The sequence below is a fragment of the Marinobacter shengliensis genome, assembly GCF_030297115.1.
GTDB classification, from domain to species: Bacteria; Pseudomonadota; Gammaproteobacteria; order Pseudomonadales; family Oleiphilaceae; genus Marinobacter; species Marinobacter shengliensis.
In genome coordinates, this window is the sequence record NZ_AP028062.1 from 1,665,354 (window position 1) to 1,681,974 (window position 16,621).

A 16,621-nucleotide genomic window follows, 5' to 3' on the forward strand; every position below is an offset into this window, starting at 1 on the left:
ATCTCCTTGGGGTTAACCGGCGGCGTCTTCCGCCCTGTGCCTGGCCTGCATGAATTCCCGATGATTAAGATGCAGCAAGTCCGCAATCCGGCGAATAAGGTGTTCTTCGTATTTGTCGATACGGCCGTCTGCCAGGGCTACCCGCCAGATACTCTCCAGCAGGGCCTGTTTCTGGGGCTGGTCAAAGTGGTCGTTGATCTGTCCGGTGAACTCATACAACGACGTGGAATCCTCTGCGTGTGCCAGGGCGTCGGCAAGAATCTCTTCCGCTTCTTCCCGGGTAACCTGATGGGCCTGAACGGCGCAATCGACAATAATCTTCAGCTCGCGCTCGTCCTCGTGATTGTCGACACGGGCAAGCTGCACCATCAGGGCTGTGGCCGCCACAGCCAGTTGGTGGGCGTCGGTTTGCACAGGCTCGGATTCCGGCACTGCAAACAGTTTTTTCAGGCGATCAATCATACAGCGCCCCTTGGCTAAAGGTTGGGGTGTTGATCAGGCGGCCTCGGTCGCTAACTGTCGCACCCGGCTTTCCAGTTCAATCTGGTCTGCGGCAAACCGGCGAATGCCATCAGCCAGTTTCTCGGTGGCCATGGCATCCTCGTTGGATTCCCAGCGGAACCGCTTCTCGTCCACGTGGTGTGGTTTGTCGGCGGTGCTTGCGCTGCCCGCGTTCAGTCGCTGGGGCAATTCGCCTTGATCGTCTTTCAGCTCCTGCAACAGGGCAGGGCTGATGGTCAGGCGATCGCAGCCGGCGAGCATTTCAATCTCGCCAGTATTACGGAAGCTCGCCCCCATCACCACGGTATTGAAGCCATTGGCCTTGTAGTAATTATAGATGCGTGTGACCGATTGCACGCCCGGGTCTTCCGCCGCCGGGTAGCTGTCGCGGCCAGTGCTGGCCAGGTGCCAGTCCAGAATGCGCCCTACAAACGGTGATATCAGATAGGCACCGGCTTCCGCACAGGCGGCAGCCTGTATAAAGGAGAACAGCAGGGTAAGGTTACAGTGGATGCCTTCTTTTTCCAGCTGCTCAGCGGCGCGGATGCCTTCCCAGGTAGAGGCAATCTTGATCAGCACCCGGCTGGTGTCTACGCCCTGGCGGTCATAGTAGTCGATCAACCGGCGTGCGCGTTCCAGGGTGGCGGCGGTGTCAAACGACAGGCGGGCGTCTACTTCTGTGGAGACGACGCCGGGAATCAGGTTCAGGATTTCTTTACCGGCCAGCACCGCCAGCATGTCAGTGGCGATGGTCAGTTGTTCGGCGCCAGAGCCCCCACGCTGGCTGGCGAAGGCGACGGCCTTGTCCAGCATCGGGCGGTAGGCTTCCGATGCTGCGGCTTTCAGCAGCAGTGAGGGGTTGGTGGTGGCATCTTGTGGCCGCCATTGGGCAATGGCATCAAGGTCGCCGGTGTCGGCCACCACGGTGGTCATGGTCTTCAGTTGGTCCAGCTTGCTGTTCATTCGTCCTGTCGTCCCGGTTGTGCGGTGTTATGGCGGTATCCAGCTCCAGAATACCTTTGTAACCCCTACAATAACGGCAGCTTACGACAGGAACAAGACAACAAAAGGTATGGGGATGATCAACTTTCCGTAATGAGTTCCGGTTCCCTGACTTTGGCCAGAGCCTGCTCCACCACTTCCAGGCCGGAACCCGGCTTGTTGGCGTTCTCGCTCAGATGCCGGCGGAACTGTCGCCCTCCTGGCTGGCCCAGGAACAGGCCCATGATATGGCGGGTAATGTGGGTCAGGTACACACCCCGGTCCAGTTCCTGCTGGATGAACGGAAACATGGCGCGCAGGGCATCATGACGGCTGGTGACAGGTGCCGGCTCACCAAAGAATTCGGTATCCACGTCGGCCAGTAGCCAGGGATTGTGGTAGGCCTCCCGGCCCAGCATCACGCCGTCGGTGTGGGCCAGGTGCTCATGGCAATCCTCAAAAGTTTTGATGCCGCCGTTGATGATGATTTCAAGGTGAGGGTAGGCCTGTTTCAGACGGTACACCCAATCGTACTTCAGCGGTGGGATATCGCGATTTTCCTTCGGGCTCAGGCCCTCCAGAATGGCAATGCGGGCGTGCACGATGAACGTCTTGCAGCCGGCTGCAGCAACGGTTTCGATAAACTCGCACAGCTCATCCCAGGATTCGCGGCCGTTGATGCCAATACGGTGTTTGACGGTGACCGGCAGATCCGTGGCCGCAATCATCGCTGCCACACCTTCCGCCACCTTATCCGGATGGCCCATCAGGCAGGCGCCGATCATGTTGTTCTGCACCCGATCACTGGGGCAGCCGACATTCAGGTTCACTTCATCAAAGCCAAACTGCTGCGCCAGCTTTGCGCAATGAGCCAACTCACCGGCATGGCTGCCACCAAGCTGCAGCGCCAGTGGGTATTCGGATGGATCATGGCGCAGAAACCGCTCGGTATCCCCATGAATCAACGCCCCGGTGGTCACCATCTCGGTGTACAGCAACGCCCGGCGGCTCAGAACTCGCGCCAGGTAGCGAAAATGAGGTGTTGTCCAATCCATCATCGGGGCCACACAGAAGCGGCGGGAAGGGCCGGAATCGGCGGCAAATGGAATCGGCGATGGAACAAAAGACATAGAGCTACCTGTAAACGGCAATGGCGCAGATCATACGAAAATCCAAGCGTCCTAGTTTATCAGGAATACCCCTAATAAGCAGGCTGCGAGGGGGCTCCCAGTGCCATCCCCGAATGTAACAAAATGTACCGGGGTCTGACCCCGGTACATTTACCCGGGCGAAATGTCTTGGGGTCTGACCCCGGCATGTATAATCCGCGGTGGATGAACCGGACAACAGGATATTGAATGACCATCACTGCCTTTGACGCCTTAGCCTGCCCCCTGGACGGCGCTGCCTTGCAGCGGGAGTCGGGTTCGTGGCGGTGTGCCAGTGGCCATAATTTTGATGTGGCGCGGCAGGGCTATGTGCATCTGTTGCCGGTGCAGAAGAAGCGTTCGCTGGACCCGGGTGACAGTAAGGTGATGGTGGCGGCACGCCAGCGGTTTCTTGAGGCAGGGTATTACCAGCCGATTGCCGAGGCGGTGTCGCGGGCAACGCTGAACGATGCGCCGGCCAGCACCACACTGAGTTGCCTGGATGCCGGTTGTGGTGAAGGCTATTACCTGCGGCAACTGGCCCGGGCGGCGGGCGAGGAACGCGCCCTGGCGCTATTGGGCCTGGATATCTCGAAATGGGCGGTACTGGCGGCGGCCCGTGAAGACAAACGGCCGAGCTGGGTGGTGGGCAGTAATGCGAATCTGCCGGTGCTACCTGGCTCACTGGACCGTATTCTCTGCCTGTTTGGCTTTCCCGTGTACCCGGAATTCGGCCGTGTTCTCAAACCGGGCGGCAAGCTGATTCAGGTGGATGCAGGGCAGGATCACCTGCGGGAGCTGCGGGAAATTATCTATCCTGAAATCCGGAGCGAATCGAAGAAAGTGATGCCAGCCCCGGAAGGATTTCGCCGAGTGGCTTCGGAAGATGTTCGGTTTTCACTGCATCTGGCGGGGGCGGAGCCCATCGCAGACCTTCTGGCGATGACGCCCCATTTCTACCGGGCAAACGCGGAAGGCCGGGAGCGGGCGGCTGCCCTGAACTCCCTGTCACTCACGGTAGATGTTTGCCTGCACACCTTTGAGCGGGTTGCTGAGGGCGATTAATCTGCGTTTTCCATGCCCAGCCGGGTACCACGGGCCTTGAGCCGGTAAAACTCCTCAACAATACCAGCCATGGCCTCCGGGCAGTATTCCCGGAGCCCGCCCAGCATCAGGCGTTTGGACACTTCACCAACCGAGCTGCCATCAGACATCAAGTGGTAAGAGAGGGTTACGTTGCCGCGCTTGCCCGCCACTTCCAGGTCCGCCTTGTTCAGTTCCAGGTCTGGCTGAAGATTGTCCTGTTTATTGATCGCCACGCTCATGCTTTCATACATCACCATCGGGCGGTCGGGGTTGAACATGACCCCGTGGGATTCCATCAGCGGTTTGAGCGTGTGGGGGAAATTCTTGCCAGAGGCCGCCACGTAGGCGCGGGTGAAGTCATCAATCACTTGCTCGTCCCGGATTACCGCACCGCTGCGGCTGACTTCCAGGTACACCTTGCCCGCTTCGTCGCAGACTTCGACGGTGTCATCGCCGGTTTCCCGGAATTCCAGGGGAATTTCTGCCCCCAGCAGATTGCGGAAACGGAATGTCATGTTCTCTGATAACCCAAGGCGCCCGACCACAATGGCAAACAGCAGGTCACCGGGCACGCAGAAACGGCGGGCGTCCGGATCGTGGATAGGGTTGAAGTCTCCGGCAATCTCTTTGGCAAAATGGCTGGCCTGGGGCGCAGTAATAACAATGCGTCCGTCCTGGACGGTATAAAAACGTTCTGAAAGCATGGTGTACCTTTTACGGATCGCAGAGATGAGGGAGCGAGATGTTTGTCGGTCCGCAGATTGATCCTGCCATTCTAAACGATTAAACGCCGCAGGGCCCTCCGGCTTTCGTACAATGCCCGGTGGCAACGTCAGTCTTCGTCTTCGGCATCCCGCAGGCGCTCCTGGCGCTCCCATTCTTCTTCCTTGGCGGCTTCAATTACATCGAGCAGCTCATCCACGTTCGCGCTTTCGGTGTCGTGCTCAAAGCAGCCAGTCAGCTGGCTGTCGGGGTGCAGGTCGCCGGCTTCATAAAGCGCCCAGATCTCCTTGCCATAATCGGTATTCAGCAGTTCCGGGGCAAAGCGGCCGAAATAGCGGCGCATGTTGTCTACGTCCCTCTCGAGCATGCGCTCCGCGCTGTTATTGCCAGCTGCATTAACCGCCTGGGGCAGGTCGATAATGACCGGACCGGTGGCATCAACCAGAACATTGAATTCGGACAGGTCGCCGTGAATCAGGCCGGCACTGAGCATGCGCACGACGTCGGCAATCACCTTGCTGTGGTAACTGCGGGCCTGTTCGGGGGTGAGGGTAACGTCGTCCAGCCGGGGCGCGGCCTTGCCTTCACCGTCGGCAATCATTTCCATCAGCAGCACGCCGTCGACAAAACCGAAAGGTTCTGGCACGCGAACGCCGGCGTCCGCCAGGCGGTAGAGGGCGTCTACTTCGGCGTTCAGCCAAGCGTCTTCCTGCTCTTTCTGGCCATAGCGGGTTTTCTTGCTCATGGCCCGTGCGCGACGGCTGTTCCGTACCTTACGGCCTTCCTGGTACTGAACGGCCTGTTTGAAACTGCGTTTCTGGGCCTCTTTGTATACCTTGGCGCAACGCACCTGGTCGCCGCAGCGCACCACAAACACCTGGGCTTCCTTGCCGCTCATCAATTGGTACAACACCTCATCCACCATGCCTTCATCAACGAGGGGTTGTAATCGTTTTGGTATCTTCATATAAGTTTCTGTGCCCGGTTCAGCTTGCTGGCTCTGTATGGTCATGGCCAGCGTTTATCGGCACATACTACCTGATTGTGAGCAAAGGAGTGTTGTATTGATCCCGCGCGGACGATTTCCATGGCGATCGCTGATCATCCTGTTGGCCTGCTTGCTGTGGGTGCCGTCAGCTTCCGCGCTGGACTGGTCGTTCTTGCTGCAGCAGGGGCGAATGGGCATTGCCCTGCCGGATATCGAGACTGCGGATTGGCGCGTGACCGGCATCCGGGCTGAGGTGGTTAACTCGGTTGAGGCAGACAACCAGGCGGTTATCGTCCGTTTTAAACCCGGTTCAAGGCTGACGGCCGCCACCCTTGCACAGAACGCCGGAGATTCTTCGGTTTTCTTAAATAACGTGCAGCTGGATCTTACCGATGTAACCGTCACCATCAACCTCGGTGGCGTCGAAGCCCTTGTGGACCGCACTGCGGTGGCTGGCCAGGTCACCATTGAGATTGAAGACTTGCAACACCCCAGCCTGAAACCCCAGGGTTGGCGGTTCGACGGGCGGGTGAGTGGCGCTGTGTCTGATCTCAGCCTTGAGGGCCAGCTGCGATCAGATTCCGGCCTGTTGGCGGAGGTGGTGTTGAGAAACCGGACTGGGGAGTTCATGGCTGGCCGGGTAGCTATGGCCATGGCCGCTGAACAAGCCGGCACGGCAATCGCTGATACACTCGCCCAGTGGCCCCCGTTGCTCACGTTAAACCATGGTCAGCTTGAGGCGGCCGCTAGCTTTCGGCAGGAACCGGATGCCCCCCTCGCACTGGATGCCCGGCTGAATCTGGCGGGCGTGAGTGGGGTCTTCGATCGAACCGCGTTTTCCGATACGAGTGGCCGTTTGTTATTCAGCCTTGAAGACGAATCACTGGCTGCCCGCCTGCGCGACATCACCATTGCCCAGATCAACTCCGGTATTGGCATAGGTCCGGTGCGGTTGCTGGCGGATTATCGGGCGCCGGCCGCCGAGCCGCTCACTGGCCAGTTAGAGATTCAGCAGGCCACAGCCGAATTTCTCAATGGCCGCCTGAGAGTCGCACCGCAATCCTTCGATCTGGCCAATCATCCCGTTAACGTCCCGTTGGACGTCTACGAGTTATCGCTTGAACGGCTGTTGGAAGTTTACCCAGCCGAAGGTTTTGAGGGCACCGGCAGGCTAAACGGCCGGATACCGCTAATGATCTCCGGCACATCGGTAGAGGTTGAGCAAGGCACCATGGCGGCTATTGTTCCGGGCGGCCGCTTGCGGTTACCGGGCGAGCGCCTTCAGGCCATGTTGGGCGGTAGCCAGGCCGTGGACCTGGTGGTGCAGGCTTTGCAAAACTTTCACTATTCGGTGCTGGATAGCACGATAGACTACGATAAGAATGGAAAGCTGATGTTAGGCCTGCGGCTGGAAGGACAAAGCCCGGGCGTTCGCGGCGGCCAGCCGGTGGTGCTGAACATCAATCTTGAAGAAGACATTCCTGCGCTGTTAACCAGCCTACAGCTGAGCGGCAGGGTGAACGAAGCGGTTACCGAACGCGTTCGGGAGCGGCTGCAACAGTCCGGGCAGGAGGCAAAACCATGATCAATGTGTGGCGGTCACGCAGGCCGCTGGCGATGAGAGTTCTGATGATATCGGTCCTGCCGTTGGCATTCATTGCCTGCACGCCAACCGTACAGATGGCGGCACCGAAAGAGCCGATTACCGTGAACCTGAACGTTAAAATCCAGCACGAGATCTACGTTAAAGTAGACAGGGAAGTGGATGAACTGTTCAGTGATAAAGGCCTGTTCTGAACAACAGCGGCCTGACCAAGGGCAGATCAAGGGGTTGAAGATGAAACGACTGATGCAACTGGGCGCCTTCCTTCTGGCCATCGGCATGGCACTGCCGGCGCTCGCCATGAGCCTGGAAGAGGCCAAGCAGAAACTGGAAACCGTCAAACAGCAGGGCCTGGTGGGCGAAACGCCGACCGGTTACCTGGAAGTGGTGCGCGCAGAAGGCGATGCGCCTGCGGTGGTGCAGGCCATCAACAACGCGCGCCGGGATGAATATGCCCGCATTGCCGAGCGGCACGACATACCGGTTACCCAGGTGGAAACTGTGGCTGGCAAGAAAGCTATCGAGAAAACACCGGCCGGGCAGTTCGTTCAGGTCAATGGCCAGTGGGTGAAGAAATAACGCTTACTCCAGCTCAAGGATCAGTGGCTCCATCAGCCTGTACACCCAGGCTGATCGGCCATCCTGCAGTGTTAACTCCACCCTTTCGTAGCGCACACCTAGCCGCTCATACCTGTCCAATGCCCGCAATTCACTAGCGCTCACTTCAATCACCTCTCCGGCTACGCTGGCATCAGCGTCCGGCTTTATATCCAGTTTTTCCTTGCGAAAACCCGGGAGTATTGCCAGTTCGCTGCTGCCGGCACGCCCCGTCACCAGCCAACGCACCCAGGGCCGGGTGAGGGTGCCGTACACAAACACCGAATAGGTTTCGTCCTCGTCGATGGCAGGCAGCTCCGCCGTTGGGTTATAGCCAAAGCTGCTGACAAAGGTCAGCCAGAGATAGGCAATGCCCACCATCAGCAGTGTCAGAATCAGCGCCAGGGAGCGTTTGATCGATTTTCTCATAAATTACTACACAGTCTCTCCGGCATGGCTGATCAGCACCCCGGGCGCACCGGTTTCCAGCTTGTCTCTCAGGCTGCCTGGAATGACGGCCTTGGCCATCTTTGAAGGCTGGATAAGCACGTAGGTGATGTCTGCATCGGCGATAAACTGCCCGTCACCGTGCCGGAAGAATTCCAGGTGCAGCGTGAAAGACGTATTCCCCAGCCGCCCGGCCTTGATGCGGGCTTCCAGCACATCGTCAAACTTCGCTGGTGCTTTCCAGTTAACGGTCATGCTGACTACCTGGATGTCCAGGTCCTGATCAAGCAGGTGCTGGTAATCACCAAACAGCGTGCGGATATACTCATTCACAGCAATATCCACGAAATCTGCATAGCGGGCATTGAACACCACGCCCTGGGCGTCGCATTCGCCATAGCGCACCCGGAAGCGAAAACGGAAAGGATTATTCTCGTCAGTCATTTGCCTTTGGTCCGATCGGGATATTTATAAGCCCCGCATAGCGAGCGCTGATTGGCCCATCAGAATGGCTTAATTGCTGCCTTGTGCCAAGTTTCGTAACAGCTCCGCCGCCGGAACCTCCAGGCACCCCGATGCATTCTGCCCACACCACAACGGCGAGAAATCCCCGGAGCCCTGTGCCTCGGCGGCCGCCCGCAATGGTGCTATGGCGTTGGTGGCCAATGGGAAAGCGGGAGCCAGGGCTGATATCGGCCCCAGCTCTCGCATCACTCGGTTCATAATGCCTCTTGCCGGGCCCCCGGAGAACAAATTAGTGATGGCCGTGTGCCGGGCCGCATCGCTCTTTAGCGCCTCGCGATGAACCGCCCGGGTTGTGGCTTCCGGACACAGCATAAACGCCGTGCCCACCTGGGCCGCCGCAGCGCCAAGTGCCAGTGCCGCCTTTACGCCCCTGGCATCGGCAATGCCACCGGCTGCAATAACCGGCACACTCACCGCAGCAACCACCTGGGGTAAAAGGGCAAACGTTCCCATCTGCGTGCTCATGTCCTTTGTCAGGAAAATACCCCGGTGGCCACCGGCCTCAAGCCCCTGGGCAATAATGCCGTCGGCTCCGTTGCCCTCCAGCCAAAGGGCTTCTTCTACCGTGGTAGCCGATGACAGCACCGTAGCTCCAGCGGCTTTGACCCGTTGCAGCAACTCGGGCGCAGGCAGGCCAAAATGGAAGCTCACAACGGCTGGCCGGAATTCCTCCACAATGGCAGCCATCTCGGTGTTGAAGGGTTGCCGCCCGGGGCCATTGGCAATAACGCCTTCGTCCAACCCGTATTCCCTATAGTAGGGCGCCAGCGCCGCCCGCCAGGACTTTTCCGCTGAGGTATCGGGTTCTGGTGGAGTGTGGGCAAAGAAATTCAGGTTGAATGGCCGGTTTGTGCTGCCTTTCAAGGCTTCAAGCTCTGCACGGAGTGCAGCCGCGGTCAACATCGCGCAAGGCAGCGATCCGAGCCCGCCGGCATTGGAAACCGCTGCCGCCAGCCGGCTGTCTTGAACGCCTGCCATGGGCGCCTGAATGATAGGTAAATCTGTTCCCAGAAAGTTCAGCATGACGTTTTCCTATCCTGCATGACGGGCCCTGCTGTTGCTGTGGACCACAGCGGGTAGGGGATGCCGGCCAAGCGATTCATTACAAAAGCATGCGCCAGCAGCAAGCCGACACCGGCCATCAGTATAGGTAATTGGACCGGGTCTGGCATCAGCCCCAGGGAAACGATCAGCGCCGTAGCGCCCGCTGGTGGGTGCGCTACCCTGAACACCACCATCAGGCAGCTGGCCAGCCCCAGAGACAGGGCCGCTGCGCCCACCCGAGGCAAGTCGACACCCGTCATAAAAGCGGACGGCTGATCCAGCAAACCGAACAGGTACAGGCTGAACAGCCCAGTGAGAGCGCCAATGAGGTGTCCGCACAGGGTGTTTCTTGGTGAAGCGGGTTGGGCCATGGGCACATAGAACAGAATAAAGGCGGTGGCGCCGAGCGAGGGAAAGATAAACGCTTCCTGGGTGACAAGCGCAACAAAAGAGACCAGCGCAATACTGAAACCACCATTGATCAGATTGAACACAGCCATAACCGTGGTTCGACTGTACCGCGTGGCCAGTCGTTCCAGATGAAGTGCATTCAGCAATCCTTTGGCCAGCTGCCAGCGCAGCTGCTCGTTCCTGCGTCCCATGATCTTGGCTTGCCCTGATTTGGTGCATTAATTGAAAGGGGCGCGATGGTAAACACTGATGAATATCAAGGCAAACAGGGATTTTCGATATGGGTTAAGGGTATTGTGGATAAACTATTGAGTATTTGGCTGCACTGCCCGTTTCAAACGCGTAACTGGCAAATGCCTGCATATAGGAATGAAATGCCACTACACAGTCGTTGCCTGTTGCCACCGTTATTAAACTGTCGTGTTCGGGCGGAGGTTTGACGCGAGGGTGCTCTGGGGCACTGGCTTGATAGTCTGCGGGACAGTGAACATGAGCTGGGGAATTTGGCCTGTGAGTACGCGGCTGGACAAATTATCGCCCCCTGGTAACCTGGCGAATAAAAATAAGGCGCGAATTAGTAGTAAGGAAACCACCGTATGTCAGACACGCTGGGCTATTACGATGCCAATGCCGAAGCGTTCGTGGATTCAACTCTGGATGTTTCGATGGATGACATTTATCGCGTCTTCCTTCCCCATGTGGCCGAGGGTGGTCACATACTTGATGCGGGCTGTGGCTCTGGCCGAGACGCTTTGCATTTTCAGCTTCAGGGATATCGGGTTACGGCCTTTGATGCATCGCAGGCGATCACTGCGCTTGCTCGGCAGAAAACTGGGCTTTCGGTTGAGCACAGGTCATTTTTTGATGTTGAAGAGCGTCATGCTTACGACGGCATATGGGCCTGCGCCAGTTTGCTGCACCTTCCCGAGAAGGAACTACCAAACGCTCTAAATCATCTCTGGTCTGCACTCAAACCCGGCGGCACTCTGTATGCCAGCTTCAAGTTTGGTGAAGGCGAACGTCAAAGTGGCGGGCGGCATTTTACGGATGCAAACGAGGAGGTAGCCGCGCGATGGTTTGAAACCATCGAGAAGGACGTGCAGATAACGTTCTGGCGGACCCAGGATCAGCGGCCCGAGCGTGCTGAGCAGTGGCTAAACATACTTGCCCATAAAGCCCCTTCGGCACATGAGCGGCTGACTATAGGCGGTAAACAACACCATTTCTTGCCCAAGCTATGCCATGCGATACGCTCTGCAGATCAGGTGGATATGGCTGTCGCATTTGTGAAAGCCACGGGCCTAAATCTGTTGCTTCCGGACCTTTTGGATGTAATTCATAAAGGCCGGGAGTCTGCGCCAGCTCGGGTGAGAATTCTTACCAGTGATTATCTCGACATAACTGACCCGGAAGCATTGCGCAAACTATCCTTGCTGCAAGATCATGGTGCACAAGTTGCCGTTTACGAGAGTAAAGGCAGCAGTTTTCATATGAAGGCCTACCTGTTTTCCGGGCGCGGCGTTACCCGTGAGCACTGGGGACGGGCTTTTATTGGCTCCAGCAATATCAGTCGACAAGCACTTCAGGATGGGCTGGAGTGGAACTATCAGATCGATTACCCGCCAGAAACGGGCTATCTGGAGGCTGTCAGCCGTTTCGAGGAACTTTTCCGCCACCCCAATGTGGTACCGCTTACAGATCATTGGATTGATGAGTATGCGAAACGGCGAGTCCCTCCACCACAGCCAGTTGCGCCGGGCAGTAATGAGCAGGAAGCCCCTCCCACCCCGAATGAAGTCCAAAAGGCGGTGTTGAAAGCTCTAGACGAGACCAGGGGTGAGGGCTATCAACGAGGCCTTGTTGTTCTGGCCACCGGCCTTGGTAAGACTTGGTTGTCAGCGTTTGATGCCAAGCAGTTAGGTGCGCGCAGGATTCTGTTTGTGGCGCATCGAGAGGAGATTCTGTACCAGGCCGCAGAGACATTTGTCCGAATAAAGCCAGATTGTCGAGTTGGTTTTTATATGGGCAAACAGCGGGACCATGCCGTCGATATCCTCTGCGCGTCCATTCAAACGCTAGGAAAAGAGTCCCACCTTGAGCGGTTCGCACCTCAGCATTTTGATTACATCGTTGTTGATGAATTTCATCATGCAGCCGCACCGACCTACCATCGGCTTCTAAAGTATTTTGCGCCGCAGTTTTTGTTGGGGCTGACAGCGACACCGGACCGAACTGATCGGTCCGATATTCTTTCGCTTTGTGATGACAACCTGGTATACGAGTACCCGCTATTTGATGGCGTAAGGGGTAATTTCCTTGTCCCATTCCATTACTACGGCATCTACGATGAAACCGTTGAGTATCAGGAAATTCCATGGCGTAACGGGAAGTTCGATCCTGACCTGCTCGCCCACAAACTCGCCACCATGGGGCGCGCGCGCCATGCATTGAGAGTTTGGAATCACAATAAGCAAAGCCGCACACTGGCCTTCTGTGTGTCCCGCGCACATGCGGATTTTATGGCTCGCTATTTCCAAAAGAACAATGTCAGAGCCGTTGCCGTTCACGGCGATTCAGAAATGTCCCGAGGTGAAGCGCTGGAACTACTGGAGTCCGGCGGCCTCGATGTGATCTTCTCTGTGGACCTATTTAACGAAGGTGTGGACCTTCCAGCGATTGATACGGTTTTGTTGCTTAGGCCAACTGAGTCGAAGGTTCTGTTTCTTCAACAGATCGGCCGGGGCCTGCGCAAGAGCCATGGTAAAGATCGGCTGGTGATTCTGGATTTTGTCGGCAATCACCAGAGCTTCCTTCACAAGCCCCAGGCCCTTATGGGGCAGTCGATGAATCAGCGCCAGCTTGCCGATTTTGCTCGAAAAGCAGAGCAAAATCGGCTGGACCTGCCCGATGGTTGCTTTGTTAATTATGACTTGGAAGTGATTGAGTTCCTGAAAGGGTTAGATCAGAAGGGGGCAGAGAAGGACTATCAGGCGCTGAAAGATACGCTTGGGCGCAGACCAACTCTTACTGAGTATTATCATTTCGGAGCCAACATTGCCCAGACGCGAAAACAGCATGGAAGTTGGTTTGGCCTGTTAAGGGATATGGACGACCTTTCTGACGAGGAAGTTGCCCTGTTACTTGCTCATGAAGAATTTCTTGTGGAGGTTGAGAAAACCTCCATGGCGAAATCCTTCAAAATGGTTTTGCTCGAAGGGTTTCAGGCTTTAAGTGGCTGGGAAAAGGGCGTGGGGCTACCCGCGCTCGCAGCCGAATCTTGGAGAATACTGAAGCGTCGTCCGCGATTGTTTTCTGAACTGGCTGAGTCTGTGCGCCACCTTGATGGTGATGCTAGCGAGTGGCAGCGATATTGGAAAAAGAACCCGGTGGATCACTGGACGAATAAAACACCTGCTGTGTTCCATGTTGCGGACGGACAGTTCGAGCCAGCATTCCAGCTTGAAGCATCGTTGGTAACGATCTTCGAGTCGATGGTCCAAGAATTAGTCGATTATCGACTTGCATCTTATGAAGCCAGGCAAGGCTCCAAAGTGGAAGTCGATCAACAGAGCAATATTGTGCCAATGCCGCTTGAAGGCACGGAGCTTCCATTTTTCCCGACCCTCAAGATTGCCTGCGGCCACTTCAGAAATAGCAGAGTTGATGCGATTGAAGACGTAGAATACCGATCTCTGGGTAATGGCTACGGTCGATTAAACCCGGAGAAGCATTTCATCGCCAAAGCCTCCGGTAACTCCATGAATGGTGGCAAGAACCCCATTCACGATGGTGACTATCTACTTCTCGAGCAGATCAGCTCTGGAGCCGCAGGTAAGATCTCCGATACCACGTTAGCGATCGAAAGAGTGGACGAGGCTGGCGATACCCAATACCTGCTTCGGACTGTTCGGAAGTCCGCTCAGGGTGAGTATATGCTGGAAGCTGCGAATCCAGACTATGACGACATCGTTGTTACCCCAGAGCTATTAGAGCAGTTCAGGACCTTCGCTAGGCTGAAAGAGGTGATCTCGCCTCTTGAGATGGCTCGTGGACAGGAATTGCTGAGAGAGGATATACCAGCGCTTTTTGGAGCGGAATTTAACCCGGGGAACTGGCAGAGTGGTCATGTTTTTTTGAAGGAGGCTGGAGCCCACATTCTTTTGGTAACCCTCAATAAGCAGGGTAAGGCCAGCCAGCACCGCTATGTCGATCATTGGGTCGACGAAAGCACGTTCCACTGGCAAAGCCAGAATTCAACGACCCCGGAAAACAAGCGTGGCAGGGAACTCATCAATCACGAGAAGCTAGGGCTGACGGTGCACCTATTCGTTCGTGAGAATAAGCTTCGTAACGGCAAATCGGCACCGTTTACATACTTCGGTCCAGTTGAGTACAAAAGCCACACCGGTAGCGCGCCGATGAGCGTGCTGTTTCAACTTCCGAGTTGATTGAAGGTAAGACTGGCTACTCCCAATTTGCTTTCTCCAAAAGCGTATATACAATGTAAATATCTTTCAGCCATGAGCTTCATCCTCACCAGGAGTATCCGCAGTGACTGATAGTCCCAAAAAGGTGAAACCGAAAAAGGTGAAGCCCAACAAGAAAGATAGCCAGCTGCTGATTCGGATCAGCAGCACCGAGCGCGAGCAGTTCATTGAGTTGTGTGAAGAGCTGGATACCAGCGCCGCTCGTGAAATCAGGCAGTTTATTCGTGGCTTTATCAAGCAGCATAAGCCCGAAAACTAGCTGCGATTATGCCCAGGAGGCAGTTATGTCCAAGAAAGTTGAGAAAAACCTGAAGAAAAAGATCAACGCCCGCAAAGCCAAGATCGAGAAGCACGAAGCCAAGATCAAGTCACTGAAGAAGAGGCTGAAGAAAGCTTCCTGATGCCGTATAGGGCCGCCTCAGCGGGGTGGCCCGTTTACCAATCTCCGTCTACCTGTTCCTCCAGCGTGCGTTCCCGGATGTCGTCTTTCACGCCTTCGCGCTCCAGCTCTGCCAATACCCGTGCCAGTTCCCGGGCAAGGCTTTACTGCGGAATAAGTCGCTTTCTACCGTATCCTTCACATGCCTGTGTTGTCTGTTAACGAACTTTGCGGCCGGTGTAATCGGAAAAATCCGGCTTTTGTGACCGGTGATTGTCGTCGGTCATGTAGGCGGAGGTCAGCACGAACTCTGCGGTGGCGCGGTTGCAGGCAACCGGGATGTTCCAAAGGGCGGCGATGCGCAGCAGGGCTTTGATGTCTGGGTCGTGGGGTTGGGGTTCCAGTGGGTCCCAGAAGAATACCAGTAGGTCGATTTCACCCTCGGCTATCTTGGCGCCGATTTGCTGGTCGCCACCCAGAGGGCCGCTCAGCAGGCTGTGCAGGTCGTCACGTTGCAGGCTTTCTTTGAGCAGGCGGCCGGTGGTGCCGGTGGCGTATAGACGCAGCGGCGCGAGGCGGGTGCGGTTTTCGTTCGCCCATTCAACCAGTTCTTTCTTCTTGTTGTCGTGTGCCACCAGGGCGACGGATGTTACGGCCATTGTGATGGTTTGCTCCTTTGCTGTGCCATGAAAGTGGTCAAGTGTTTCACAATCGGTAAGCACGGGGAATAGTACAAATGGGGCGGGCAACACAGTCTGTAGGGCTGGTCAATAGCCCCGCCGTCGGTTGCCATATGGGCGCCCGGGGCATGGGGTGCGATTTCCGGGGGCGATATGCTTGGGGGTATAACAAGACAACCCGGAGAAACCTCATGGTGCAGCAGGTCTATATCACCGGCGGTGCAAGCGGCATTGGCCTTCATTTAGCGCGAACATACCTGGGTTCGGGGGCGGCCGTTACGTTGTTCGATGTTCAGCCGACCGCGCAGGCGGTAGCGGAGCTGTCGGCTATTGCCGGGCCAGAACGGGTGCGCGCCTTTGCTATGGACGTCACCAAACCGGGTGAGGTGAGAAACGCCTTTGCCCAAGCCGCTGAAGGCGGGCAACCCGATGTGGTGATTCATTGCGCGGGCATTGCCATTGCTGCGGATTTTGAGGCTATCGATGACGACGCCTATGCCCGGGTCATCAACATCAACCTGATTGGCTCTCGTAATGTGGTGGCTGGCGTACTGCCTCATATGGCCGCTGGTTCGCACCTGGTTTTGGTGGCTTCAATGGCGGGGTTGGTGGGCTGTTACGGCTATGCGGCTTACTGTGCGTCCAAGTACGGTGTGGTTGGCTTGGCCGAGGTGTTGCGCATCGAGCTGGCAGCCAAGGGTGTTGATGTATCGGTGGTGTGCCCACCAGAGGTGGAAACCCCGATGGTAGAGGCCGAACGCCTCAATCGCCCAAAGCAGACGGAAGCCCTGAAGCTGATGGCCGGCACTTTGCAACTGGATGATGCCGTGGCACAGATCCGTAAAGGCATCGACCGCCGACGATTCATGATCATCCCCGGCTGGCGCGCCCGCAGCCTCTGGTTCACCAACAAACTCCTGCCAGGTTTCCTTACCCGAAAATTCGCCGACTTCCTGGTCAGCCGCTGAAATTGGGGTCAGACCCCAAGACATTTCGTTGGGTGAAATGTCCGGGGGTCTGA

The 16,621-nt window shown here is 56.6% G+C and carries 17 protein-coding genes; 7 read left to right on the forward strand and 10 right to left on the reverse strand.

Translation table 11 applies throughout. The features are described from left to right. Positions 1–12: 12 nt before the first annotated feature. The 3 genes from QUE75_RS07595 to dusA form a co-directional block, all read right to left on the reverse strand. Positions 13–462, reverse strand: a complete 450-nt coding sequence (locus QUE75_RS07595; RefSeq protein WP_061331864.1) for a tellurite resistance TerB family protein — start codon at positions 460–462, stop codon at positions 13–15. A gap of 33 nt (positions 463–495) precedes the next feature. Continuing rightward, positions 496–1,464 carry a transaldolase gene (gene tal, locus QUE75_RS07600; protein ID WP_286254835.1) on the reverse strand — a complete coding sequence of 323 codons (969 nt, stop codon included), beginning with the start codon at positions 1,462–1,464 and terminating at the stop codon, positions 496–498. A gap of 119 nt (positions 1,465–1,583) precedes the next feature. Further along, complete coding sequence (gene dusA, locus QUE75_RS07605; protein WP_286254837.1) at positions 1,584–2,612, reverse strand: tRNA dihydrouridine(20/20a) synthase DusA; 1,029 nt, start codon at positions 2,610–2,612, stop codon at positions 1,584–1,586. 228 nt (positions 2,613–2,840) lie between these two features. Here dusA and QUE75_RS07610 point away from each other — a divergent pair, with 228 nt between their 5' ends. Continuing rightward, positions 2,841–3,695: a putative RNA methyltransferase gene (locus QUE75_RS07610; protein WP_286254839.1), complete on the forward strand. Its 855-nt coding sequence runs from the start codon at positions 2,841–2,843 to the stop codon at positions 3,693–3,695. On the opposite strand, the gene QUE75_RS07615 is transcribed toward QUE75_RS07610, so the two are convergent. Then, positions 3,692–4,420 carry a DUF3581 family protein gene (locus QUE75_RS07615; RefSeq protein WP_286254841.1) on the reverse strand — a complete coding sequence of 243 codons (729 nt, stop codon included), beginning with the start codon at positions 4,418–4,420 and terminating at the stop codon, positions 3,692–3,694. The genes QUE75_RS07610 and QUE75_RS07615 overlap by 4 nt on opposite strands. Positions 4,421–4,548: 128 nt before the next feature. After that, positions 4,549–5,406 (reverse strand): PA4780 family RIO1-like protein kinase, encoded by an 858-nt coding sequence (locus tag QUE75_RS07620; RefSeq protein WP_152437870.1) that lies wholly within the window; start codon positions 5,404–5,406, stop codon positions 4,549–4,551. 97 nt (positions 5,407–5,503) lie between these two features. Between QUE75_RS07620 and QUE75_RS07625 the strand changes: the two genes are divergently transcribed. From QUE75_RS07625 to QUE75_RS07635, 3 genes are read left to right on the forward strand one after another with little or no spacing between them, the layout of a single operon-like run. Then, complete coding sequence (locus tag QUE75_RS07625) at positions 5,504–7,012, forward strand: YdbH domain-containing protein (RefSeq protein WP_286254843.1); 1,509 nt, start codon at positions 5,504–5,506, stop codon at positions 7,010–7,012. Positions 7,013–7,044: 32 nt separating this feature from the next. Further along, entirely contained in the window at positions 7,045–7,224 is a 180-nt protein-coding gene (locus tag QUE75_RS07630; protein WP_058092783.1) for a YnbE family lipoprotein, read from the forward strand. 40 nt (positions 7,225–7,264) lie between these two features. After that, on the forward strand, positions 7,265–7,609 hold the full coding sequence (locus QUE75_RS07635; RefSeq protein ID WP_061331870.1) for a YdbL family protein: 345 nt from the start codon (positions 7,265–7,267) through the stop codon (positions 7,607–7,609). 3 nt (positions 7,610–7,612) lie between these two features. Here the strand turns inward: QUE75_RS07635 and QUE75_RS07640 are convergent, their stop codons facing one another. The 4 genes from QUE75_RS07640 to QUE75_RS07655 form a co-directional block, all read right to left on the reverse strand. After that, positions 7,613–8,056: a gamma-glutamylcyclotransferase family protein gene (locus tag QUE75_RS07640; protein WP_061331871.1), complete on the reverse strand. Its 444-nt coding sequence runs from the start codon at positions 8,054–8,056 to the stop codon at positions 7,613–7,615. A 6-nt stretch (positions 8,057–8,062) separates the two neighbouring features. Continuing rightward, positions 8,063–8,518, reverse strand: coding sequence for an acyl-CoA thioesterase (locus QUE75_RS07645; RefSeq protein WP_061331872.1), 456 nt, complete (start codon positions 8,516–8,518; stop codon positions 8,063–8,065). Between the two features lie 69 nt (positions 8,519–8,587). Further along, positions 8,588–9,622, reverse strand: a complete 1,035-nt coding sequence (locus QUE75_RS07650) for an NAD(P)H-dependent flavin oxidoreductase (RefSeq protein ID WP_061331873.1) — start codon at positions 9,620–9,622, stop codon at positions 8,588–8,590. After that, positions 9,616–10,245 carry an HPP family protein gene (locus QUE75_RS07655; RefSeq protein WP_286254854.1) on the reverse strand — a complete coding sequence of 210 codons (630 nt, stop codon included), beginning with the start codon at positions 10,243–10,245 and terminating at the stop codon, positions 9,616–9,618. The genes QUE75_RS07650 and QUE75_RS07655 overlap by 7 nt, the downstream gene beginning before the upstream one ends. A 405-nt stretch (positions 10,246–10,650) precedes the next feature. Between QUE75_RS07655 and QUE75_RS07660 the strand changes: the two genes are divergently transcribed. Together QUE75_RS07660 and QUE75_RS07665 are read left to right on the forward strand one after the other, a co-directional pair. Continuing rightward, a complete protein-coding gene (locus QUE75_RS07660; RefSeq protein WP_286254857.1) occupies positions 10,651–14,502 on the forward strand; it encodes a DUF3427 domain-containing protein in 3,852 nt (1,283 codons plus the stop codon). 103 nt (positions 14,503–14,605) lie between these two features. Next, complete coding sequence (locus QUE75_RS07665; protein ID WP_058090382.1) at positions 14,606–14,800, forward strand: hypothetical protein; 195 nt, start codon at positions 14,606–14,608, stop codon at positions 14,798–14,800. 338 nt (positions 14,801–15,138) lie between these two features. On the opposite strand, the gene QUE75_RS07670 is transcribed toward QUE75_RS07665, so the two are convergent. Continuing rightward, on the reverse strand, positions 15,139–15,579 hold the full coding sequence (locus QUE75_RS07670) for a methylglyoxal synthase (RefSeq protein WP_058090384.1): 441 nt from the start codon (positions 15,577–15,579) through the stop codon (positions 15,139–15,141). 212 nt (positions 15,580–15,791) lie between these two features. Between QUE75_RS07670 and QUE75_RS07675 the strand changes: the two genes are divergently transcribed. Next, positions 15,792–16,568: an SDR family oxidoreductase gene (locus QUE75_RS07675; RefSeq protein ID WP_286254865.1), complete on the forward strand. Its 777-nt coding sequence runs from the start codon at positions 15,792–15,794 to the stop codon at positions 16,566–16,568. Positions 16,569–16,621 lie beyond the last annotated feature (53 nt).

Bases quoted from the DNA above. Each gene is read 5' to 3' on its own strand.
- QUE75_RS07595 (WP_061331864.1), bottom strand. From the start codon at position 462: ATGATTGATCGCCTGAAAAAACTGTTTGCAGTGCCGGAATCCGAGCCT.
- tal (WP_286254835.1), bottom strand. From the start codon at position 1,464: ATGAACAGCAAGCTGGACCAACTGAAGACCATGACCACCGTGGTGGCC.
- dusA (WP_286254837.1), bottom strand. From the start codon at position 2,612: ATGTCTTTTGTTCCATCGCCGATTCCATTTGCCGCCGATTCCGGCCCT.
- QUE75_RS07610 (WP_286254839.1), top strand. From the start codon at position 2,841: ATGACCATCACTGCCTTTGACGCCTTAGCCTGCCCCCTGGACGGCGCT.
- QUE75_RS07615 (WP_286254841.1), bottom strand. From the start codon at position 4,420: ATGCTTTCAGAACGTTTTTATACCGTCCAGGACGGACGCATTGTTATT.
- QUE75_RS07620 (WP_152437870.1), bottom strand. From the start codon at position 5,406: ATGAAGATACCAAAACGATTACAACCCCTCGTTGATGAAGGCATGGTG.
- QUE75_RS07630 (WP_058092783.1), top strand. From the start codon at position 7,045: ATGAGAGTTCTGATGATATCGGTCCTGCCGTTGGCATTCATTGCCTGC.
- QUE75_RS07635 (WP_061331870.1), top strand. From the start codon at position 7,265: ATGAAACGACTGATGCAACTGGGCGCCTTCCTTCTGGCCATCGGCATG.
- QUE75_RS07640 (WP_061331871.1), bottom strand. From the start codon at position 8,056: ATGAGAAAATCGATCAAACGCTCCCTGGCGCTGATTCTGACACTGCTG.
- QUE75_RS07645 (WP_061331872.1), bottom strand. From the start codon at position 8,518: ATGACTGACGAGAATAATCCTTTCCGTTTTCGCTTCCGGGTGCGCTAT.
- QUE75_RS07650 (WP_061331873.1), bottom strand. From the start codon at position 9,622: ATGCTGAACTTTCTGGGAACAGATTTACCTATCATTCAGGCGCCCATG.
- QUE75_RS07655 (WP_286254854.1), bottom strand. From the start codon at position 10,245: ATGGGACGCAGGAACGAGCAGCTGCGCTGGCAGCTGGCCAAAGGATTG.
- QUE75_RS07660 (WP_286254857.1), top strand. From the start codon at position 10,651: ATGTCAGACACGCTGGGCTATTACGATGCCAATGCCGAAGCGTTCGTG.
- QUE75_RS07670 (WP_058090384.1), bottom strand. From the start codon at position 15,579: ATGGCCGTAACATCCGTCGCCCTGGTGGCACACGACAACAAGAAGAAA.
- QUE75_RS07675 (WP_286254865.1), top strand. From the start codon at position 15,792: ATGGTGCAGCAGGTCTATATCACCGGCGGTGCAAGCGGCATTGGCCTT.